This window comes from Bacillus sp. CCNWLW194, from assembly GCF_037120585.1.
In the GTDB taxonomy this organism is placed as follows: domain Bacteria; phylum Bacillota; class Bacilli; order Bacillales; family Bacillaceae_G; genus Bacillus_A; species Bacillus_A basilensis.
Genome location: NZ_JBBBBL010000004.1, coordinates 13070 through 33253, shown reverse-complemented (window position 1 = coordinate 33253; position 20184 = coordinate 13070). Strand labels below are relative to the sequence as shown.

General features: G+C 31.8%; 16 protein-coding genes. 4 read left to right on the top strand and 12 right to left on the bottom strand.

Annotation, left to right across the window (positions count from 1 at the left end; translation table 11 throughout):
• Window positions 1–74 precede the first annotated feature (74 nt).
• From V7S50_RS09275 to V7S50_RS09250, 6 genes are all read right to left on the bottom strand, one after another.
• Complete coding sequence (locus V7S50_RS09275; protein ID WP_336376216.1) at window positions 75–2111, bottom strand: class I SAM-dependent methyltransferase; 2037 nt, start codon at window positions 2109–2111, stop codon at window positions 75–77.
• Between the two features lie 98 nt (window positions 2112–2209).
• Window positions 2210–4297: a CRISPR-associated helicase Cas3' gene (gene cas3 / locus V7S50_RS09270; protein ID WP_336376217.1), complete on the bottom strand. Its 2088-nt coding sequence runs from the start codon at window positions 4295–4297 to the stop codon at window positions 2210–2212.
• Between the two features lie 385 nt (window positions 4298–4682).
• Complete coding sequence (locus V7S50_RS09265) at window positions 4683–5186, bottom strand: hypothetical protein (protein ID WP_336376218.1); 504 nt, start codon at window positions 5184–5186, stop codon at window positions 4683–4685.
• A 27-nt stretch (window positions 5187–5213) separates the two neighbouring features.
• Window positions 5214–5600 (bottom strand): hypothetical protein, encoded by a 387-nt coding sequence (locus tag V7S50_RS09260; protein ID WP_336376219.1) that lies wholly within the window; start codon window positions 5598–5600, stop codon window positions 5214–5216.
• Between the two features lie 343 nt (window positions 5601–5943).
• The gene (locus V7S50_RS09255) at window positions 5944–6252 is read right to left on the bottom strand and encodes a hypothetical protein (protein ID WP_000135419.1); all 309 of its coding nucleotides are present in this window, start codon (window positions 6250–6252) and stop codon (window positions 5944–5946) included.
• A 54-nt stretch (window positions 6253–6306) separates the two neighbouring features.
• A complete protein-coding gene (locus V7S50_RS09250) occupies window positions 6307–8751 on the bottom strand; it encodes a metallophosphoesterase (protein ID WP_336376220.1) in 2445 nt (814 codons plus the stop codon).
• A 492-nt stretch (window positions 8752–9243) separates the two neighbouring features.
• Between V7S50_RS09250 and V7S50_RS09245 the strand changes: the two genes are divergently transcribed.
• Together V7S50_RS09245 and hpf are read left to right on the top strand one after the other, a co-directional pair.
• A complete protein-coding gene (locus V7S50_RS09245) occupies window positions 9244–9597 on the top strand; it encodes a hypothetical protein (RefSeq protein WP_000350848.1) in 354 nt (117 codons plus the stop codon).
• 151 nt (window positions 9598–9748) lie between these two features.
• Window positions 9749–10285 carry a ribosome hibernation-promoting factor, HPF/YfiA family gene (gene hpf, locus V7S50_RS09240; protein ID WP_242290161.1) on the top strand — a complete coding sequence of 179 codons (537 nt, stop codon included), beginning with the start codon at window positions 9749–9751 and terminating at the stop codon, window positions 10283–10285.
• A 161-nt stretch (window positions 10286–10446) separates the two neighbouring features.
• On the opposite strand, the gene V7S50_RS09235 is transcribed toward hpf, so the two are convergent.
• The 3 genes from V7S50_RS09235 to V7S50_RS09225 all read right to left on the bottom strand — a co-directional run bounded on the left by V7S50_RS09235 (window position 10447) and on the right by V7S50_RS09225 (window position 16039).
• Complete coding sequence (locus tag V7S50_RS09235) at window positions 10447–12645, bottom strand: type IV secretory system conjugative DNA transfer family protein (RefSeq protein ID WP_336376221.1); 2199 nt, start codon at window positions 12643–12645, stop codon at window positions 10447–10449.
• Window positions 12645–13562 carry a hypothetical protein gene (locus tag V7S50_RS09230; RefSeq protein WP_098369006.1) on the bottom strand — a complete coding sequence of 306 codons (918 nt, stop codon included), beginning with the start codon at window positions 13560–13562 and terminating at the stop codon, window positions 12645–12647. Before V7S50_RS09230 ends, V7S50_RS09235 begins: the two co-directional genes overlap by 1 nt.
• A 122-nt stretch (window positions 13563–13684) precedes the next feature.
• The gene (locus V7S50_RS09225) at window positions 13685–16039 is read right to left on the bottom strand and encodes a type IA DNA topoisomerase (RefSeq protein WP_336376222.1); all 2355 of its coding nucleotides are present in this window, start codon (window positions 16037–16039) and stop codon (window positions 13685–13687) included.
• A gap of 464 nt (window positions 16040–16503) precedes the next feature.
• Between V7S50_RS09225 and V7S50_RS09220 the strand changes: the two genes are divergently transcribed.
• Both V7S50_RS09220 and V7S50_RS09215 read left to right on the top strand, forming a co-directional pair.
• Complete coding sequence (locus V7S50_RS09220; protein ID WP_086877616.1) at window positions 16504–16791, top strand: hypothetical protein; 288 nt, start codon at window positions 16504–16506, stop codon at window positions 16789–16791.
• A gap of 34 nt (window positions 16792–16825) precedes the next feature.
• Entirely contained in the window at window positions 16826–17185 is a 360-nt protein-coding gene (locus V7S50_RS09215; RefSeq protein WP_086877618.1) for a hypothetical protein, read from the top strand.
• Window positions 17186–17235: 50 nt separating this feature from the next.
• Here the strand turns inward: V7S50_RS09215 and V7S50_RS09210 are convergent, their stop codons facing one another.
• The 3 genes from V7S50_RS09210 to recD2 form a co-directional block, all read right to left on the bottom strand.
• Window positions 17236–17475, bottom strand: coding sequence for a hypothetical protein (locus tag V7S50_RS09210; RefSeq protein ID WP_086877620.1), 240 nt, complete (start codon window positions 17473–17475; stop codon window positions 17236–17238).
• A 77-nt stretch (window positions 17476–17552) separates the two neighbouring features.
• Window positions 17553–17750, bottom strand: coding sequence for a hypothetical protein (locus V7S50_RS09205; protein ID WP_242299180.1), 198 nt, complete (start codon window positions 17748–17750; stop codon window positions 17553–17555).
• Window positions 17751–17917: 167 nt separating this feature from the next.
• Complete coding sequence (gene recD2 / locus V7S50_RS09200) at window positions 17918–20170, bottom strand: SF1B family DNA helicase RecD2 (protein WP_336376223.1); 2253 nt, start codon at window positions 20168–20170, stop codon at window positions 17918–17920.
• Window positions 20171–20184: the final 14 nt, after the last annotated feature.

Genomic DNA, 20184 nt, shown 5'->3' with positions numbered 1-20184 from the left:
TACAAACATCACCTTCTCACCTTAATAAGGAGAAAAAGCTGATGTTTATTATTTATCACTCTGAAACAAAAGTATTACTCTGCTTTTTCTAACACCATAAAGAATGTACTATCAGGAAGTGCTACAGCATTACCAGACTCATCTTCGAAATCAATTTTCTCTCTCAAGTTAATTGTGTACCCTTCTTGTAGATAATTCACAGCTTTAACAATCTTTACTTTGTCTCCGAAAATATTAGATACGAATTCTTTATATTCATTTGGTGTGAAGATACCAAATTGTTCTTGCACTTCATGAGCAAATGAATCTTCCCCCCATGTATATGTATATAAAAATTCCATAGCATCATTAATAGGCATCTTTACTGTATTGTCCGAAAGAACTTCATATTGAATCTCACGACCTTTAAATTCACGAGCATATTCTTCTAAAAATTTCAGACCACTTTCATCTTTAAAACGAATGACACGCATTAAGTCTTTGTCTTCGGTCATAATCCCATCACGAATGATAATTCGACCACCTGGTTTTAATGCTTCATATGCACTCTGTAACCCCTTTTTAATTACTTCCTTATTGAACTTCTTCCCATCATATTCAATATAAGAAAATAGCTCATGAAAAATAGAAGAATACACAATTGTATCTACCGATTCTTTTTTGAAAGTATCAGCGAAGTTAAGAGCATCGCCTTTTATAACATCCCATGAACGAGACTCATTTTGTTTTTTCTGCTTCAATGAATCAATAACATTCTGTGAAATATCAATTCCATAAATCTCTTTTCCCTCTGTTTCTTCTTCTATCATATCTAACATGACTCCACCGCCTGGTCCTACATCGACAATGGTATCGCCTTTTATATAATCCAGAATGATTCTTTTGTCATCAGCAGAGCTGTTCATATGTTCCAAATAAAGCTCTTCATTATGGAATCTATCATAGGCATCCTTACGTAATCCAAAGAAATCAAATAAAAGTATATTTGCACGATTATGCATCATATCAACTTTTTCTGCTTCTACACAGAAAGTAATTAATGCTTCACCAACGGCAGAAAATTTAAAGGAAACATTTGCAGTTTGCATAGATTCATCCATCTCAACATGAAAAGAGACATGAGTGTTGTCAGGATTTTTATTTTTGCGGTATTCATGTAGGTATTTTTCGATAACACGTTTTCGATATACGTTATTGTGTTTCTTTCCTTTAAAATCATAATGTAGTTGTTGCATTAGTGTTTCAAAGTGAATGTGATGAATCTTACTATCAGATACAGTATCTTTTATCATCAAGAAAATCGTCCAAATATCTTCGAAACTTAAATCATGCATAGCAGGTTCCACGTACCATAAATCTTTATTTGCTAAGAAATTCTGAACGAGAAGTTCTTCATCTCCCATAATTCGTTCTTTTTCTGCTACCGTTTCTCTATGTTTATGTGTTAAACGATGCATTCGAGAAGAGAATGATTCTACATTCCCATTAAATAACCCGTCAATCACAGATTTTACGTCTTCTTTCACTTCATTCCACAAAGATGGTGAAACACCCTCGATAATACACAGATTTAAGTAATACAGAATATTTTTAAGTTTTTCTTCCGTGTATCTTTCATAGAAACGATGAATCATGCTTACATGTGAATCAAGACGTGCTTCGCCTCGAATATATTGACCGATTAATCCATGGGTTAAAATTAAATCACCAATTAAAAAACGTTCTCTTCTTTCATCTATATTTTCTACATGTAAGGCTGTCAAATTTTCTTCCCAATAAATACTTTTAGAGCCTTCATTATGAATCATGAGGTTAAAGCCATTTTCTAACCATTTTCTGCGTTGTCTCAATGAACCACCTTTTGCTACCTCACTATAAACCAATACTGTTTCAAGAATTCGATATGTTTCTTCATCAACAGAAAGTTTTTCTAATGATTCTAAAGTACGTATCACATAACTTAATAGACTATTTGTAGAAAGCTCACTAAGAGATTCTACATTTTCATAGTTTTGATGAATTTCTTCCGTTTCTACTAAATACTTTAGCCAGTTAGGGATTTTACGAGTTTTACCCGAAAGGTATGTATTAATAATTTCAATGTTTTTCATGTTTATTATCTCCTTTATAACAATAAGTTTTATTTTAAATTTAAGAATTATACCCTTGAATATTTATGCCCTTTGAATAACAGATAGTTTATTTTCAATTAGAAGAAATGTGTCTTTCTATATTTTACATTCTTTATACTTTGTATGTCTGATTGCATTAATGTCCCTAAGAGATATACAAATAAAGGCCAGTCATCATCTCCAGGTGTTAAAAGGTTTGCATCTACAATCTCACCTGAGTCTGCTTTCATAATTACTTTTTCACTCCATCCGAGCTCACGTAGTAAACAAGGAGTCTCCTTTATAAGTTGATAAGAGTTAACCCTATGAATACTGCCACTTGGCATAAATCGTCCATGATGTTGCAAGATAAGATTAAATTCTAATTTATTAACAACAGGTTTTACAGACAATGCAGAGATTATATTATGTTTCACTCCACGAATCAGACCTACTTTTCTCGGTTGAAATGGCATGTGAGCCAATGGAATGTCTTCATAACCAATGTACTTTTGCCAAGTAGTTGTTAACTTTCCTAAATCATGTATACCTGCAATGAGTGAATATCGTTCAATTTCATTTTCTTTCTGAATGACACCATCCCTAATTAAGGTTGTCTTCATAACCTCTTTTATTTCTTTCGAATGTTCAATCCATGATTCTTCTATATAATCTTCATATTTTTGCTTTTCTACTTCCTCCTGATTCTCTGAAAAAGATAGACAATTCAATCCATCTTCTATCCGAAATCCACAAGCATCATAGAAACTATTTAATCCTCGTATGACTAATGAATCTCCAATACGGACAGAATGAGGGTGTACCTCTTCTATACTGCCAGATATTCCATTCGATAATCTATATAAGACATTTGATTTTGCAAGTTTTTGTAAGGATGAAAGAGAGATAGATATAGATTCTTTTAGAAAGCTATCTTGGCTTACTTCATTATCGACAATCAAATTCACATTTTGAATTGCACGTATTAAATCATTACGACTGCCATTTTTCATAGCTCTTTTATGCTTTTTTAAAGACCTCTCAGTAATGAATTGCTCATAATATGAATTCATAATTTCATTCACCCACTGTTTTTGCAGTTGCCACGAAAAACAAATACCTTGATTAGCAAGAAGCTTTTCTTTTGTAGCGAGCACAACCTCTTCATCGTATATCCCCTGATAATGACCGCTAAAAACAGTTAGACACCCATTACCACCCCAACGGGCTACACGCCCTTCACGTTGGATAAGGCTATCAATAGAACAAAGAGAGGAATATACGTTAGTTGCTGAAATGTCCATCCCTGCTTCAATGATTTGTGTCGATATTAAGATTTTGTCATTAGAAAGAGAACCTTTTCCAAAATACTTAAATACATCTGCTTCAACTCGTTCTCTATCTTTTTGTTGCAACTTATTGTTTAACAAAATAACTCTACTCTTGTCTTGTATATGTGTATACAGTTCAATTTGCTCTTTTTGTGTGTTGCAAATAATAATTTGTTTCTCCTTAAGAGATTCAATAGAAGTATAATCAAGAGATTCTTCATAAGAAACCGTAACCTGTCTGTTTTCTATAACAGGGTTTTTAACTTCAATTATTTCAGCGTTGTATCTATGGCTCATAAATTCCATTAAGTATGTCGGCATTGTTGCAGTCATTATCATAAATTGATTTCCATTTTCATGGATAGAATCCAACATGCCAAACAATGTTTTAAGAGTTTTATTGGTTTCAAGTAATTGAATTTCATCAAATATAAAATTACTTTGCAGTACATTTTTCCCTCGGATAAAAGCTTGTCTTCCAATCCCTAAGTAACCAGATAGTACTTGGTCTATGGTTGTTACAGAATAATAACTATCAAGAAATGGGTCGTTACTTATGGAAGAATGCTGAATACTCCATTCCTTCCCTGATTCTAATGAAGACTCATATGTATTTAGTCGCTGTTGAATTGAAGTAGCTAATGTCTTCATGGGCAATACATAGGTTGTTTTTCTATCCCATCGTTTCGTCAATAAGTAGGATGCTTCAGTTTTTCCTGAACCACAAGGACTTAATAGAATTATATTTTTCTTTTTATTCATGACACGCACAAGCTTAGATTGAGGTTCTGTTAATTTGATTTTGTTCAAATCATGTATGTTAAAAATGCTTCTAAATGTGTGCATAAAGCCCATTGTTTCACCTCAAATATATCACTTGATAAATTAAATATAGCACTTTTAATAAACTATAGTCAATATAATTATAGGTAATAAGTAAAAAATATTTCACTTAATCAGACAATAACTAATAAATTTCACTAATATTTGCTCCTAATAGACTGTAAACACCAATAATAGATAAGTAAGAGTATGTCGAAATAATAAAATGTTTGTCTGTTTTGTTTTAGAAAATATCATGGTGTTTTTATGTTGTAAAAATAGTTATTAATTTTATAACATAAACATAAAAAAACCATATTAAATATTTTGTAAAATGATATGTTGATAATATAATATATCTTGTTTTATAATGGTATAAATTATTATTTTATATAAAAAATAAAACAAAGTGGATATCTCAAAATCCACTTTGTTTTTTCTTTAATGTATACCATTTAGTTAATGAGAGACTTTCTTCAATAGTGCCATCCTCTTTTTGATAGGGAACAGAATCCGCAAATTCCTCCCAAATATTCAAGCATGTTCTTGCTAATTCATATACAATGGAATGAATTTCTTTTCTATCGCTTGTACAAGCTGAAAAACGGATATTTGGAACTTGGATTCCATGCCAGTCTTCTCGTCTAAATATAATTGTATAATTAGCATCAATCATCTTATCTTCAGAAATCCATCCTCGTTCTTTCATGAGTTCACGTATTTCCATAATACCCATCGAGGGATTTAAATTCTTTTTCTTTGCTTCCATAAATTGAGTGAATTTTTCTCGAACTGATGTGCGTTGAGGAGATTCTTTACTCATATGAGTTATCAGAGTCTCGTAGTCTTCTTGCGTTGTAATATATGTAGGGTGGATAGGTCTTCTCCTTCTCCATTTTATATCCCTATTTTTTCTTTTCATGCAAATAGCCCCTTTATAAAATTTTGATTATCTCCTTAAATCAATAATTTCACCTCTGCCAACATAAAAAGAGAAAACATTTGTATTCCGTGCAAAACATCGGTCTAATACTCGTTGAATCTCTTCAATATCTTCTTGATTAAAACATTCGTATGCCTCTTGATACCATCCTGACATATACCACTCTGAGTTTTTTGGAATATCCGAATTTATATCCGATAAAGTGGAGTTAATTAAAGATTCAGCATAAAAATGGAAGTTTTCTTTTTCTGGATGATACCATTTCACTTCAAATAGTTCATCTTTATCATACTGGTCATCCTCTTGCAAAATGTCCTTAATTTCTTTAACTGTTTTCATTTCACCTTTTTGATTAATTAACAATACCTCATCACGTAAAATAGAAAATTTCATTACATATCATCTCCTTCTATTTTCTCTATCAACAATAGCCCCTCGAACATTAAATGATAAACACCATACTTTCCATCGACTGTTTCTACCACATGGTCTTCTTTACGGATAGGTTCCAAATAAAAAGGATAAATTTTACCTTTTTCAAGACCTTCCTCTTTTTTGTTACAAAGCTCATCCAATGTGTAACTTGAGAGTATAACATTTCAACATGTTCGACTGTTTTTTTCTTGTTCAAAGTCATCGACTTCTACAGCATTATATCGAATATTATCTATTAATATTTCCTTCATAAAATCCCCTCATTTCTCACAAATAAAAGGAGGAAGAATACTCCTAAGAATTAAAATGGTTGGTCGCTTGAAGTATGATTACTTGTAAAATCATGATTTGCATATTTCTTAATGATATCTGTAGGTAATAATGTCTTCATTTGTTGAAGCTTTTCTTGAATTTGTGCATCTATTTCTTCGATTTTTGTTTTTGCTTCAGACGGTTTAACACCAAGAGTCTCTAAATCATCAGCAACTTTTTTGTACTGGTCTCGTAATGTTTTCACTACAGTAGATGCTTGAATACGAATGGTTTCCCCTTGCTTAATTTGTTTTTCAAACTCTTCAACTTGTGATGCGATATTTGTAGCACTTGCCATAAATAAACACTCCTTCTTGTTTTATTATGTATTTTTTATATACTTACAGTTTTTTTAGGAAACTAATTTCTCCATGCTATATTCATCAGTGATTCGATTAATAACAGCATTATCTATTTTGCCGTGACAAACAGGGCACTTTCCAATTTCGGTTAATAAAATTTTGTAATCATTAACCAACTTTTCATTTTTAGAAATGACGTGTTCAATTTTCTGTTTCTGTTGTTTCTCTTCTTCATTAATAGAAGACAGTCTATTTGTTAGAGATTGAACGGTTTCTTTTTTCGCCATTAATTCTTTTAATTCCGATAACGTGCTCTCGGCTTCTACTAAACTATTTGTCTTTTCTATAACTTCACTACTAACATCAATTTCTTTCACTAAACGATTCTTTGTTTCAGTGAGTTTTGTTGATTGGGTCAACAATTCTTCTTGACCTAATTTAGATTTTGCTAATTCTTTAATTTCATCTAACAATAGTTGAGCATTTGGTAAACTTAATAATTGCTCTTCTACATGTTTAGATTCTTTGCCATCGGCAATAATAGTAGTAAGAGAACGATATAGTTTTTGAATTTCATTTCGTTTCTGTACCATCTCTTTGACTTGATATATTTCAGAATAAAGATTCTCAACCTGTCCCAAATCTTTAATCACATTATTAAGTTCACTAATTTTGTTATCAATTAATTCTTGTTCTTTTAGTAGAGTAGCAATCTTTTCTTTCTTGGCCATCAATACATTTACTTCTTCACTCAATTTTTCTAATTCAGTAATCTGCATATGTGTTTGAGGGAGGTGGTCAAAAGAATCAATACCTTCCTGAATTATTTTTAGCTCTTTATCAGCCGTTTCAATTTGTTTATTGTATTTCTTTAAGTCACCTTCAAGGTCTCTAATTACAGCATCAGCATAATGAGTACCGTAGATGGAACCGACAATTTTAGCTCTCTCAGAAGAAGTATAACCATCTCCAACAAAAAACCAAGAAGTACCTTGTTTCATAAAATTAATTGGAACATCATTATCTGTATCAATATTTAATTTATTGAATCCGAGAATTTCTTGTACAAGTGACAATCCTTTTGTATTTGTGCTTTCCACAGAACCATCTTTTGGGTTATAAATCTCATATCCATTCTTTCCACTTTTAGATTTTTCTACAATACGAGAAATAACATAACCAGTGGATAAATGAATTGTTACTCTTGCAAAATCAGCACCCTTTTTGATAAATCTACGAGGGTTCCTACCGAAGTTCTCAAAGATAAATGCAAAAGCTCGTATCACTGCACTCTTACCTTGACCGCTTTCTCCAGTAAATAGATTGAGACCTTTTGAGAATTCGAGCGTAGTATTTTCGTGTGATTGGAAGTTTTCCAATACCATTTTTGTAATGTAATAGGAATCAGCTACAACATTCTTTTTCATTAAAGATTTCATTTTCGAGGTGATTCGCTCAATTACTTCATCTTTTAAAACGTTACTTACATTTTCGTTTTCAGAAATAACCTCAATGACTTCAGTAATGTTTGTTGCCTTTCCAATATTCGCTTTATTTACAATGGATTTAATTTCTTCCATCTTTCCTTGTTTTTCTTTTTTCTGCATAATTTTTGTTCTGTCTAATACTTCTTCTGCTTTTTTAGCACTCTTCAAGTAAATTGTTTTTACCTTAAGTCCACTTACTTCATCAATTTCAATGAGAAGGACTTTGGGTTTTCGTTTCATTTCTTTCAAATCACTTTTCATCCGAGGGATTGCTCCTGGATTTACGAAATATTTACCGTCTACTTCTGTAATAGGAAATCCGATATGGTCATGCCCCGTAATTGTTAAATCCGCTTTTGTAAGATGAGCAATTTCATCTACTAATGTATGTCGGAATAGATTCCCCATATCCTTATTTGTTAAATAACCGTGGACAATATGGATGTGATAATCACCTGCTTTTTCCTCAATGATGTAATCTGAAAGATTCTCTTTCTTATCCATTCCATGGTGGTAGTGAGTAGCTGTAATGGCAACAGTCTTTCCGTTCTCCATTTCAAAAATAATAGGATTTTCTTTTGAAGCTAATTGCATAAATCCGATTTGTTCTAAAAAACGTAAGCTTGTTTTTTTGTAACTATTTAAAGAATCACCTATCAATTCATGATTTCCAATCGCACCAATCATCGGAATTGGTTTGGCATCTATAAATTTATTTTGGAATTCTTCATTAGATAATTGTCCTAAAGAAAATTGTTTGATTAAATTAAAGGTATCTACCATGCTCCATTTTTCTACTACATCTAATAGAAAATCATTTTGAAAGGTATGGGAGTTTAAAAAATCACCAGGTTGTAAAAAAGCGTTTACCTTATATTTAATTCCTAATCCTTTAATCTCTTCTCTTTTTTCTGAAATACTTTGCTGATAACTATCTATTCGATTACTTGGAGTAGAAGGTCTCTCATGCATATCACCGAAGTAAAGGAACCTCAAAACATTTTTCAAATCAAACCCTCCTAATTATCCGTTCTTGTAAATTTTATTTTACTTAATGTAGTTAAAATATAACACTTTTATAAACTATAGTCAATAAAACATTTGGAGCTATAAAATTGCTTGTAAAGAATAGGTCGATAGGTTTGTTGGGCAAATTTGAAATACTGTTTCTGACTGAAAGTATAAACAAACAAATAAGGTACATATAAAACCTATAAGGAATACAATTAGATACATCAAACGTTTAGGCATAAAACCATCTCCTTTTTATATTTTCTCATCCTATTCAATTCAGAAATTCTGTATTCACAGATAGGGTCTTATAAATAAAAGAGTATAAAATACGCTAATATTTGGCAATTCCTCGCAATTGCCTCGTTAATAACTGACAGAGACTGACAGGGTTTGATAAAAATAATATAAAATAATGACTATAAACTGACACACTTTTTTTTACGAAAAGGATAGGATGAATAAAAAGAAATAAAGGAGGGCGTATATGTGGATATATTCAAAACTATATCTTTTGGAGCGAGAAAGGTTGATGCTGATAGGATTGAAAAATTACAAGAAAGACATAAAAGAAAGTATGGAGGAGCTACTATTAATCAAAGTGATTTGTTAAGGCGTTTAATAGAGATTGAATACAACAGTGGAGATAGAGAAGTATTTTGTGCCAATAACGATGATTTAAAGCATATTAAGTTTCTACAAGAGCGATATGAAAAGCTATATGGGGAAGAGATTAGTCAATCAGAACTAATAAGAGAGTTACTAAGACGAGAACATATAATAGTAGAAAAAGAAGATGGTCATGAGCGAGACATGAAGTTTATGCAACGGATTAGAAAGTAATAGCGGATATCTCCTACTCGAACACACCTCAAACACCCGAAAACTTATGAAAACAGTCGAATCTTACTAAGATACAACATACAGAATAAAGAAATTTTATTCTAAAAACTATTATTCGAACTAAGAGGGTTTTGGGAAGGAGATGTTATATATGAATTTAACAATGACTGGAAAGCATGTATCTTTAACTGAGGGAATGAAATTTACAATGAATAAAAAACTGGATTTTTTAAATAAGTTCCTTAAGGAGGATACAATTGTAAGCGTTACTGTACAAGTGGAAAAAGGATTAACAATTTCAGTATCTGTTCCGTTTAATGGAGAGTTGATTTATGCAAAGAGTAAAGATGAAGATTTCTATGTAGCATTAGACAGTGTAGTTGATAAAGTGAAAAGGCAAATTACAACTGCAAAAGATTTAGAAAAATCAATGAGACGATTACATAAAAAGCATATCTTAATACCTATTGCAAATGAAACAGAAATGAAAGAGGTTAAACTTACAGATAACATTGTAAAACGCAAACAATTCGAATTAAAACCTATGCATGAGGAAGAAGCGATTCTACAAATGGAGGTTTTAGGTCATAAGCAATTCTTATTTGTAAATGCAGAACTAAACGACACAATCTGTCTTTTATATACAAGAAAAGACGGGAAGTATGGAATGATTGAAAGTTGTGCATAATATAAAATAATACAAATAAAATACAAATAATTATAAAATGATATCTATAATAAAACAAAAGATACACAATAAAATGTGTATCTTTTTTATTTGTTGACCATGTTATTTTTTATTGTGTTATGTAAATGTATTTTTGTGTTGTTTAAATAAAAAAAGATGAGTTAAATTAACTCATCCTCTACATCATTAATATTCGATTGAAAAGAATTTCCGCCTCTTTGGTATTCATTCTCTGAAATAACCGTAGTGCTTTTAACTTTTGCACCGACATCTTCTGCATCAACGAATGTATCATCTTCAATTTCAGAAAGAGGGTCGAGAACAACATCATTTGAAGAATAGTTATTCTTTGGTTTTTCAAGTTGAATATTTGTAACGACAGCTTCATCATTTAATTTTTCTTTTACTAACTCCACTTTCTTCTCTTCTGTAGGTTTTTGAGAGCCACCAAATTCTTTGTGATATTTCTTATCTTGTTCTTCGTTATATTCGGCTACCATTCTATCAAGTAAATCATTTAATTCTTTAGGGATATACTCGATTTTACTAACACCTGGAGCTTGTATACTATTGTTTTTAATTAAACAATATGTAATTTGCCCGAATTCACGATAAATAATATCGGTTGGAGAATATCTGGCTTTTGTTTCTTCAGCCTCTCTAAAACTTTCATTTACTGGTCTTCGTCCTAAACCGCCCAACACACTGAACTTTTCTTGAGAGTAGCCTTTCTGCATTGTTCTCTCAATAATTTCTCCAAATTGTTTTGAATAGTAATCAGCATCTTGAGCATTACCACCAGGATAAATGATTGTATTACGAGCATTGGTAGAGACAAGTTCAATAAAGTCTTTTCCATCTTTACCACTACCCATACCGATTAAGGCACGGTTTTGTGTTGCTAAATGTGATGCTACACGATAAGAACGACCTTGTGTTAACATATCAGCAAATCCAGGATTTGAATACGTTTGGAATTCATCTATATAAAGCATATTTCCTCGTCTTGTATTCTCATTCCCTGGTCTTCTAAATACAGCAGACTGTAATTGTAGGATAATAAAGTAACCTAAGTATTTACCTAAATCACGTAGTTTACCTTGAGCGGTAGCGATTGTAATAATCGTACCTTCTGCAAGTGATTTATCAAAGTCTACATCTGAACCACGACCTTTAGGAGGATTCAGAACTCGTCTTAAATATTTATTAGAAACAAGTTTTGCTACCTGAGAACGAACACCAGAACAATGTTCGTATGTTTTTGTTGCCCCTTTATCTCCTGTTGCACCAGTAAAATAATCGTTTAAGAACCATAATGCGATATCGTTGTTTTCTTTTGCCATTGAATCGCTTTCGGAAGGTAATTTAGAGAAATCCTGCACCATTTTCTTACCGCCACCACCTGTATTATGTAACAGGGTTGATAAATCAATTAATGTAGCATCATCTCCATATAAACGTTTTAACACTTTCAGAGCATTACGAATTAAGTTTTCGTTCATATCTAAGAAGAATTGAGGAGAATCAGGGTTTAACATTTTAAATGTTGTGGCCATATTCTCAATTACATCTGATTCATCTCCGAATAAAGGATTGAAATACGGACAATCAGGTAAAATTGGATTAAAGTATTGAACCTCTCGATTATAATAACGAGCCATTGCAAAGATTTTCTCAGCTAAATCCCCTTTAGGCTCAATTACAGTAACACCTAATTCAGGATTTTGCATATCTCTATGAATCATTGGAATAATTGTTTGAGAGGTTTTACCAGAACCTGTTGGTCCCAAAACTAACATGTGAAGATATCTATCTTTTAAAGGTAGAATTACAGGGTTTTGCGTATCTATGTTTTTACCCAGTACCGCATCACCTTGCTTAATTTCTTCTTTTTCTTCACCTGCTAACGCATTCCATATAGATGTCTCCGTGAATGCAATCATTTTATTTTGGAATTCTTCATTTCTAAAAATAGCAATAGAACTGATAATAATTGCAAAATCAACAAGATAAATAACCTTTGTCATACTACTGTATAATTTGGGGTCTTCTATATGATTTAATCCAGATACAATAAAGTGGTCAAATATAGACAATGCACCAATAACTAAAGAGGTTTTCATAATCTTGAGTGCAAATGATTTTTTCTTTTCATCTGCAAAGTCTTTTAAAAACGAAAAACCTAAAATAATTAACAATGCAATTCCCAGATGAATAAAAAAGAAGCTTTTCTTAAATAAAAGAATGGTAATGAACATGCTACATTGAAAAGCGAATAAGCCTATCATAATGCCGTTGATATTTTCACCTAATTGCTTTAATGTAGGGTTGTTTTTTAGTTCTGCTATCTTGTTGCTCATTATTTACCACCATCCGTTTTCAAGGATTGGTGTTTATCAAAATCCTTATCCATTTCTTTAAAGAATTGAATTGTTTTATAGTGGTACGTTTTATCTTTAGGAGCATACATACCGTAATATTCTAAAGTAGCGTTATTGTATTCGATAACATATGCAATTAAGTTGTTTTTCTTTTCTATCTGAAATTCTATTTTGTGAACTCGTTCCGCACCAACCATTGTATTTTGAATAGTTTTTAACATAGGGTCATCACTTTCGCCACGTAAAACCTCATGGTCTAAAATCTTTACTTCACCATTTACAATAGGAGATAAACTATCGAAATCATGAATAACTGCTCGTCTTTCTTTTTCAGGTAACATAATAGTGCCGATTACCATCATTTCAGGGTGACGCATACCTTTAGCGATTTTCCCTTTTTGGAAATCTGGTGCTGTCAGTGTAGACATCATGATAGATGCATCATAATAAATGGACGCAATTTTTGTATTCGTACCTGTTGTGAATTGATAATTTTTCACTTCATCTTTTACTTTGTTAAGTATTTTGTCATAACTTGCGGAAGAGGCTAATTGAATCAACTCTTTTTCAAACGCCTTTGCTTTGTCTTCAGGATATTCTTCTTTTCCTTGACCTTGACCAATCTTCATCAAGTTACTTTCATAATTGGCACCGTCGCCACCCATCATGTCTTTTTTCTCATCAATTGTCATTTTTGAGATTTCTTCTTTTTTGAGTGGTGTATATTTCTCTAAATGCTTATCAATCTTTTTTTCCTCTTTTTGTTTTATAACTTTTTCTTTTACTGTCTTATCCTCAGTAGCGAATGGATTTGCTACTGCAAACCAGATGCTTGTCCCGATTCCAACAACCACAGTTGCCCCAAGTAGACCAAGTAAAACTTTTTCTTTTTTCATAAAAATCCCCTCCTAAAAAAATATGTGCTATATCATATACAAGGAGAGAAATATTTATAAAAAAAATAGACTACAAGATGTGTTAATACACTTTGTAGTCTATGAATTAGTGTTTCTATTAACTATTTGGTAGAAACAGTTTGCAATTTATTGGTATATTTTAATTTAGCGCTACTTGTTTTTCCTGAACTCCAAGTCATGGTCTTTTCACCCGTCTCCTTACCATTAAGTAAGTCTATCGCCTCTTTTTTTGTGATTTTTGCTCCAAAATACTCTTTACCAATTAGTACAGTGCAAGGGTCTTTGTAATTTTCGCATAGGAAGTATTTGCTTGTTTCTTTAATAGCACCACCGCATTTAGGGCACTTACAAATCGCTTCACTTTTAGATGCTGAAGAATTGGAACCTTTTGATTTTTTAGCATCGGAATTAAAAATCATATCAATGGAACCTTTATCTTTATTTACAGCAAGTTTTGCTTTCCATGTCTTTCCATTCTTTGTAAAGTCTAATTCTTTAGAGGACTTTCCACTTAAGATTTTTTTAATTTCAGCTTTCGTGATTTTTGCTTCTAAGAATGTTTTTCCGAATAAAAAGTCACATCCGTTTTTGTATGCTTCGCATAGATAATATTTTTTGCCTTCAATTACATGTTTTCCGCATTTTGGACAAGAGCCAAGGGAGTCTTTGCTTGAGGATACAAATACTTTTAACTTCTTCAAATCCTCAACTTCCTTTTGTATGTAAGCAATCATTTCTTTATAAAAGACATTCGGGTCAAATCGACTTGCTTCAATGTCTGAGAGTTTTTGTTCCCATCTTGCCGTTAATTCTGGAGAGGTAATGTCGTGACCGTTTAAGGACTGAATAATACCAATTCCATAATCAGTTGCAAAGAAGGATTTTTTCTTACGCTCAATCATATTTAGTGAAACTAATTTTTCAACAATGCCACCTCTTGTAGCGGGCGTTCCAATACCTTTTGCTTCTTTTAAAACTTCTTTTAGTTCATCGTCATCTATGAATCGTCCTGCATTTTCCATTGCAATATTCAGTGTTCTATCTGTGTATCTGCCAGGCTTACTTGTTTGTTTTGTAATTAATTCCGATTTCTTCAAGGAAACCGTTTCGCCTTTTTTTAGTGGTGGAAGCATGTTGTCTTGAGCTTTGTAATTATATAAGGCCATAAATCCGATTGACTCTAATACACTTCCTGATGTTTTAAATAAATGTCCGTTATTTTCCGTAACAACACTTGTTTTTTGGCTCACCATAGGAGGTAAGAAGATACTTAAAAATCTTTTTGCGATTAACATATATACATTAATTTCTTTATCTGTTAACCGACCAAAATCAGGTGATAATCCTGTTGGCACGATGGCATAATGGTCACTTACTTTTTTATCATCAACATATTTTTTGTTGTTTGCTACATCTGAAAGAATTTTAGAATCACTAATAATCGCTTTTGTTTTATCTGCTAACTCAGGGATATTTTGTAAAGGTCTAAGCATAATAGCGAAGTCGTTACTGATAGCCTTTGTTAAATGAGAGCTATCTGTACGAGGATAACTTACGAATTTTTTTTCATACAGTGTCTGTGTGATATTTAAAGTTTCTTGCATTGTGTATCCATACGCTGAGTTTGCTTCATTCTGTAAGGCTGATAAAGAATGCAACTGAGGAGCGTATTTTACATCTTTTTCCTGATTTACAATTTTAACTGTACTATCCGCACTTAAGGAATCAATAATCTTTTGTGCATCTACTTGCTTCCAAAATTGTGTATCGCCATCTTCATTGAAGTAAATACCTTTGTATTTCCCGAAATCAGCTTCTATTTCCCAAAAATCTTTTGGGACAAAGTTCTTAATTTCAAGTTCTCTATCAACTAAAACTTTTAGGGCAGGTGTCATAACTCGTCCTAAATTCATTTTTTGACCACCTACAATTGAAAAAGCTCTTGTAAAGTTCATTCCAATTAACCAATCAAAATATGCACGTAATTTACTTGCTTTTGTCATGTTGCTTAAAGCAGGTTCTTTTTCATCCCGTAGATTATCAAGAGCTCGTTTTAGTTCCTTTTCTGTTAAGTCACTATGCCAAATTCTTTTTACAGGTAAGTTACATCCAATAGCATCATAGAAACTAAAGAAAATATGCTGACCTTCTCTTCCTGGGTCACAGCCGTTAATAATATAATCATAGTTTCCGTTCTCAATGGCTTTCTTTATATCTTTATACATATCTAACTTATCCTTGGTTGGTTCATAAATGAATTTGTCAGGAACCAATGGAAGGGTAGCTAAATCCCATTTTGCCCATTCTTCTTTATACTTATCAGGATTAATCAATCCCATTGTATGTCCTGCGAAGGATTTAAACTCGATAGTATCTTTATGACCAAAAGTGTGGTAAGCACTTTGGATTTCTCTCATTAAACTCGGTTTTTCTGCAATTAGTAAAGCTCTTGCCATTTTTATCATCTCCGTTTCTTTAACTATAGTCAATATTATATGTTATTTATTGACTATATTCAATAAAAAGTAAGTTTATCAACTATGTTTCGTTTTCATGGTATTCTATGTTTTTTGTAAATGATTTAATAAAATTATATTTTCTAATGTGTTGAATATATTTTTTGCTTTGTATATAGGTTTATGTTTCGGAGGGGTTTTATTTTTGCGGATATGTAGCATTTTTTGAAATTTACTTAGACAATGTTCACCAATAATAGACAATGGGTATTCCTAATAGATAAGATATCCAAGTAGACAGGTGATTTGGAATTAAGAAGAATGTCGAACATGATAGATACTTGAAATGGTTTACGATTAACAAAATAAAATATATCTTGTACATAAGATGTTTTTTTATATAAAAAAACAAAATAAATGATGATGATAAAAAATATTATTTTATAAAAGGGAGATGTTTTAATATGAAACAACAAAATGTATTCAATAAATGTGGTCAAAATGTAAATGATATATTGTCTGGTGGTACAAAGAAAGGAGAATCTACTATTAGTGAGAGTGAACTTAATCGGGTTGTGAATGAAGAAAACTTAGGAAACATTCAGCAAATGGCGTCTGATTTTCTAACTGATGGCGTAAAACATTTACCAGAGATTCGAGAACGAATGAAAGCAATGGGAATGGAAGGTCAATTAGATACAGTATTAAAGGGTTTGGGGATTTCGATGCCAGAAGAAATGAAAGGTAAGTAAAAGTTATCTTCATAACTTTTAGGTGGTGGATACTATGTTTACTTATCAAAATACATATCACTGCTGTACATTAGATGAATCTATTTCTCGATTTTACGAAGAAATTGCAATTCGCCTAAAAACAGAAATGAAAACTTCGTTAACTCTTCATAGAGGTGTTATGGAGCTATATGCTTACATTGGATTTAAGAATGATAAAGTACTTGATATTAAGATTGAGTTGAATAAAAAGAAATTAATGTGGGTCTGCATTTGTGAAGAGTTGGATAAGAAAGATTTATTGAAATCTATTCATAAAGAAATGATTTTAGATAAAGATGGCTCATCAGCTAACTCACGAGGGCGATTGTTTGAATTTCGAGCAGAGCGATTTCTAAGAGATTTAAAACTATAATATATATATAAGAATTCAGTATTTGACACTGAATTCTTTTTTCTTTTCCTTTAGTAATATGTAGTTGAGGGAGTGAGAATATCAATGTTCATTCCTTTTATCTTTTCTGACCAAACCTCTATTTTTTTGTCTGATAAATATCCAGTATGAACACACTCTCCATCAATAAATAAAGCTCTTCCAAATCTCATAATTTTATTGTATTCTACATGCTTCTGTAAATTATGGTCTGGAACAATATTTACAACGTATGTTTCGTTGTTATAGACACCTATACTAACATGATTCATTCTTAGACCCTGCTTTCTTTAATTTGTAATAAAAAAAGGATGAAACATATAGTCGCATCCGTTAATCTAATCAGAAATCAATGAATAGAAACAATTAATCTTTCTCTTTTGAATAATCCATCAACCTCTATCCAAGATGTAATCAAATCATTTTTATCCATCATGTAATCTGATAGAATGATATCTTTACTATTAACCTGTTTATCACTAAGCGTTTGTGTATCAACTGTCTTTTTATCACTTGAAACTTCTTCCAACACTACTACGTTTACCATCATTTATTCCTCCAAATTTAATTCATTTTTTCAAATACCTGATTTTAATATACAAAATATTATATGTATGTTACTCGATATAATAACGAATTTGACTATAGTCAACAAAATTATAATTCATTAACTGATATATGTAAATAAAAAACTTCTTACATATTGTAAGAAGTTTATAATTCTTTCTGCAATTTTTCTTTGATTCTTGAATTTCTATTCGTGTCACTAACCTTTAAAATTCCTTTATTCAGTGTTTCTTCATCACCAATACTAATTAAAATTTTCTTTGCTCTTGTTCTACCTGTATAAATTAAATTGCGAGTAGACATGCTTAATTGAGATTCGTGGAAAGGCATGATGACAATAGGGAATTCACTACCTTGGCTTTTATGAATGGTAATTGCATAAGCCAGTTGTAATTGTTCCATGTCTTTTTCTGAATAAGCAACAGGGTCTTCTCTATCTGGATATTCTACATCAACCTTAAATTCGCCTTCATATGTATAGATAGAAGAGACAACACCAACTTCACCATTATATACGCCTAAATCTTTATTGTTTTCTGTGTGAATTACTTTGTCACCAGTTCGGAATGTTGTAAACTCATCTCTTTGGTAATCCATTGAAGAGTTAGGTGGATTAAAATGTAACTGTATCGCACGATTTAATTCATCAGTTCCTAAGTCCCCAATACGCATAGGTGATAGTAAGCAGATGTCATCTAATTTGTAATTATATTTATCTATCATTCTTTGGATACTATCAATAATTTTTTTGCGAATAACTAATGAATTTTTCTCTTGAATGAAATACTCGTCACCTTTTGTGTGGTCAAAACTAATTCCATCAGGGTCTTTTGTTGTTTTTCCGTTAATAACCTTGTATGAATTCATTACGATTTGTGAGTTTTCAGCTTGACGAAATACCTTATCTAATTTCGTAACAGGGATTTTACCACTGTTAATTAAATCTCGTAAAATCAATCCTGGTCCTACAGAAGGTAATTGGTCAACATCTCCAACAAATAGAATACGAGTATTCTCACCTATATTATTTACCAGTTTGTTAGCTAAATATGCATCAACCATACTAAATTCATCTACAACAATAAAATCTGATGTTAATTGATTCAACTCTTTTGTTCCACCAAAGCTATTTAGACCCAATCCTCTATGAATTGTTGATGCATCCATATTTGTTAATTCTGTCATTCGTTTACTTGCTTTGCCTGTAGGGGCTAAAAGTAGGATAGTAGCTTTAGGATTTACTTTTTTTATACATTGTACAATCGTGTTTGTCGTTTGAGTTTTTCCTGTTCCAGGGCCGCCAGTTAAGATACTAATACCATTTAGCAAAGCCATATACACAGCTTCAGCTTGTTTTTCAGCTAATGGGAAATATGCTTTCTCATATTCCTGTATAAAATCATCAATTTGAATCCTTTGACATAATGGAGTCTTGAAAGAGTGTACTAATTCTTTTAATCCAGAAACGATATTGTTTTCAATTCTGTGATAATCTGCTCGATAGATGCATACCTTTCCATCGTTGTTTTCCTCGGTCACAAGAGCACCAGAAGTAAATAATCCTTGTAGTATCGCATCTATTTTTTGAATCGGTACTGAAATCATCTGGTTCTTTGGATATGCCCCGACTCGAACAATGAATTCTTCTAATGAATCCAGTAACTCGTCTTTAAAAATACAAATATCACCTTTAGATTGCATTCTATGTTCGATGTAGAACAAGATAGCGTGTTTAATTCGCTCTACACCATCACTCGGTTTTCCTAATGCATAAGCGATTTTATCTGCATGTGTAAAATCTAATTTTGAAATAGAACATACGACATATGGATTTCCTTTTACTTTTACTAAACTGGTATCTCCTAAATCTTCGTAAATTCGAATAGCTACAGAGGATTCCAAGTCAAAGGATTGAATGAATGTAGCTAATTCCTCAAATCGTTTATGTTCAACTAATTGGTTTTGAATACTCTTTGCTCTTTTTTCTGTAAGACCGATATTTACTAAAACTTTATAGTCTTTTTCAATAAGTGAAATGGCTTCTAATCCCAATTCATCTACAATTTTTTTCGCTGTTTTCATTCCGACTCGTGAAACACGTTTTTTTATAAAATCTATTAATCCTTTTTTTACTTGAGGGATGGTGGCAGTTGGAGTAGCAGTAAGTTTAATGGAATACCCATATACTTTGTGTAATTGAACAACACCTGTCCCTTCGAATTTGTCACCTTTATGAACCGTGTTGAAATTTCCTTGAATTCTCATTTCTTTAGGGAATTGATTTTCAGAATCGTGATTTAAAATATTTGCCGTAATAATATAGAATCTACTTTCGGCATTTTCGTGAAGTATTTTCTTTACTTCGAATTCTAATGTGAATTGTTTTCCTGTTTTAAACATGATAATACGCCTCT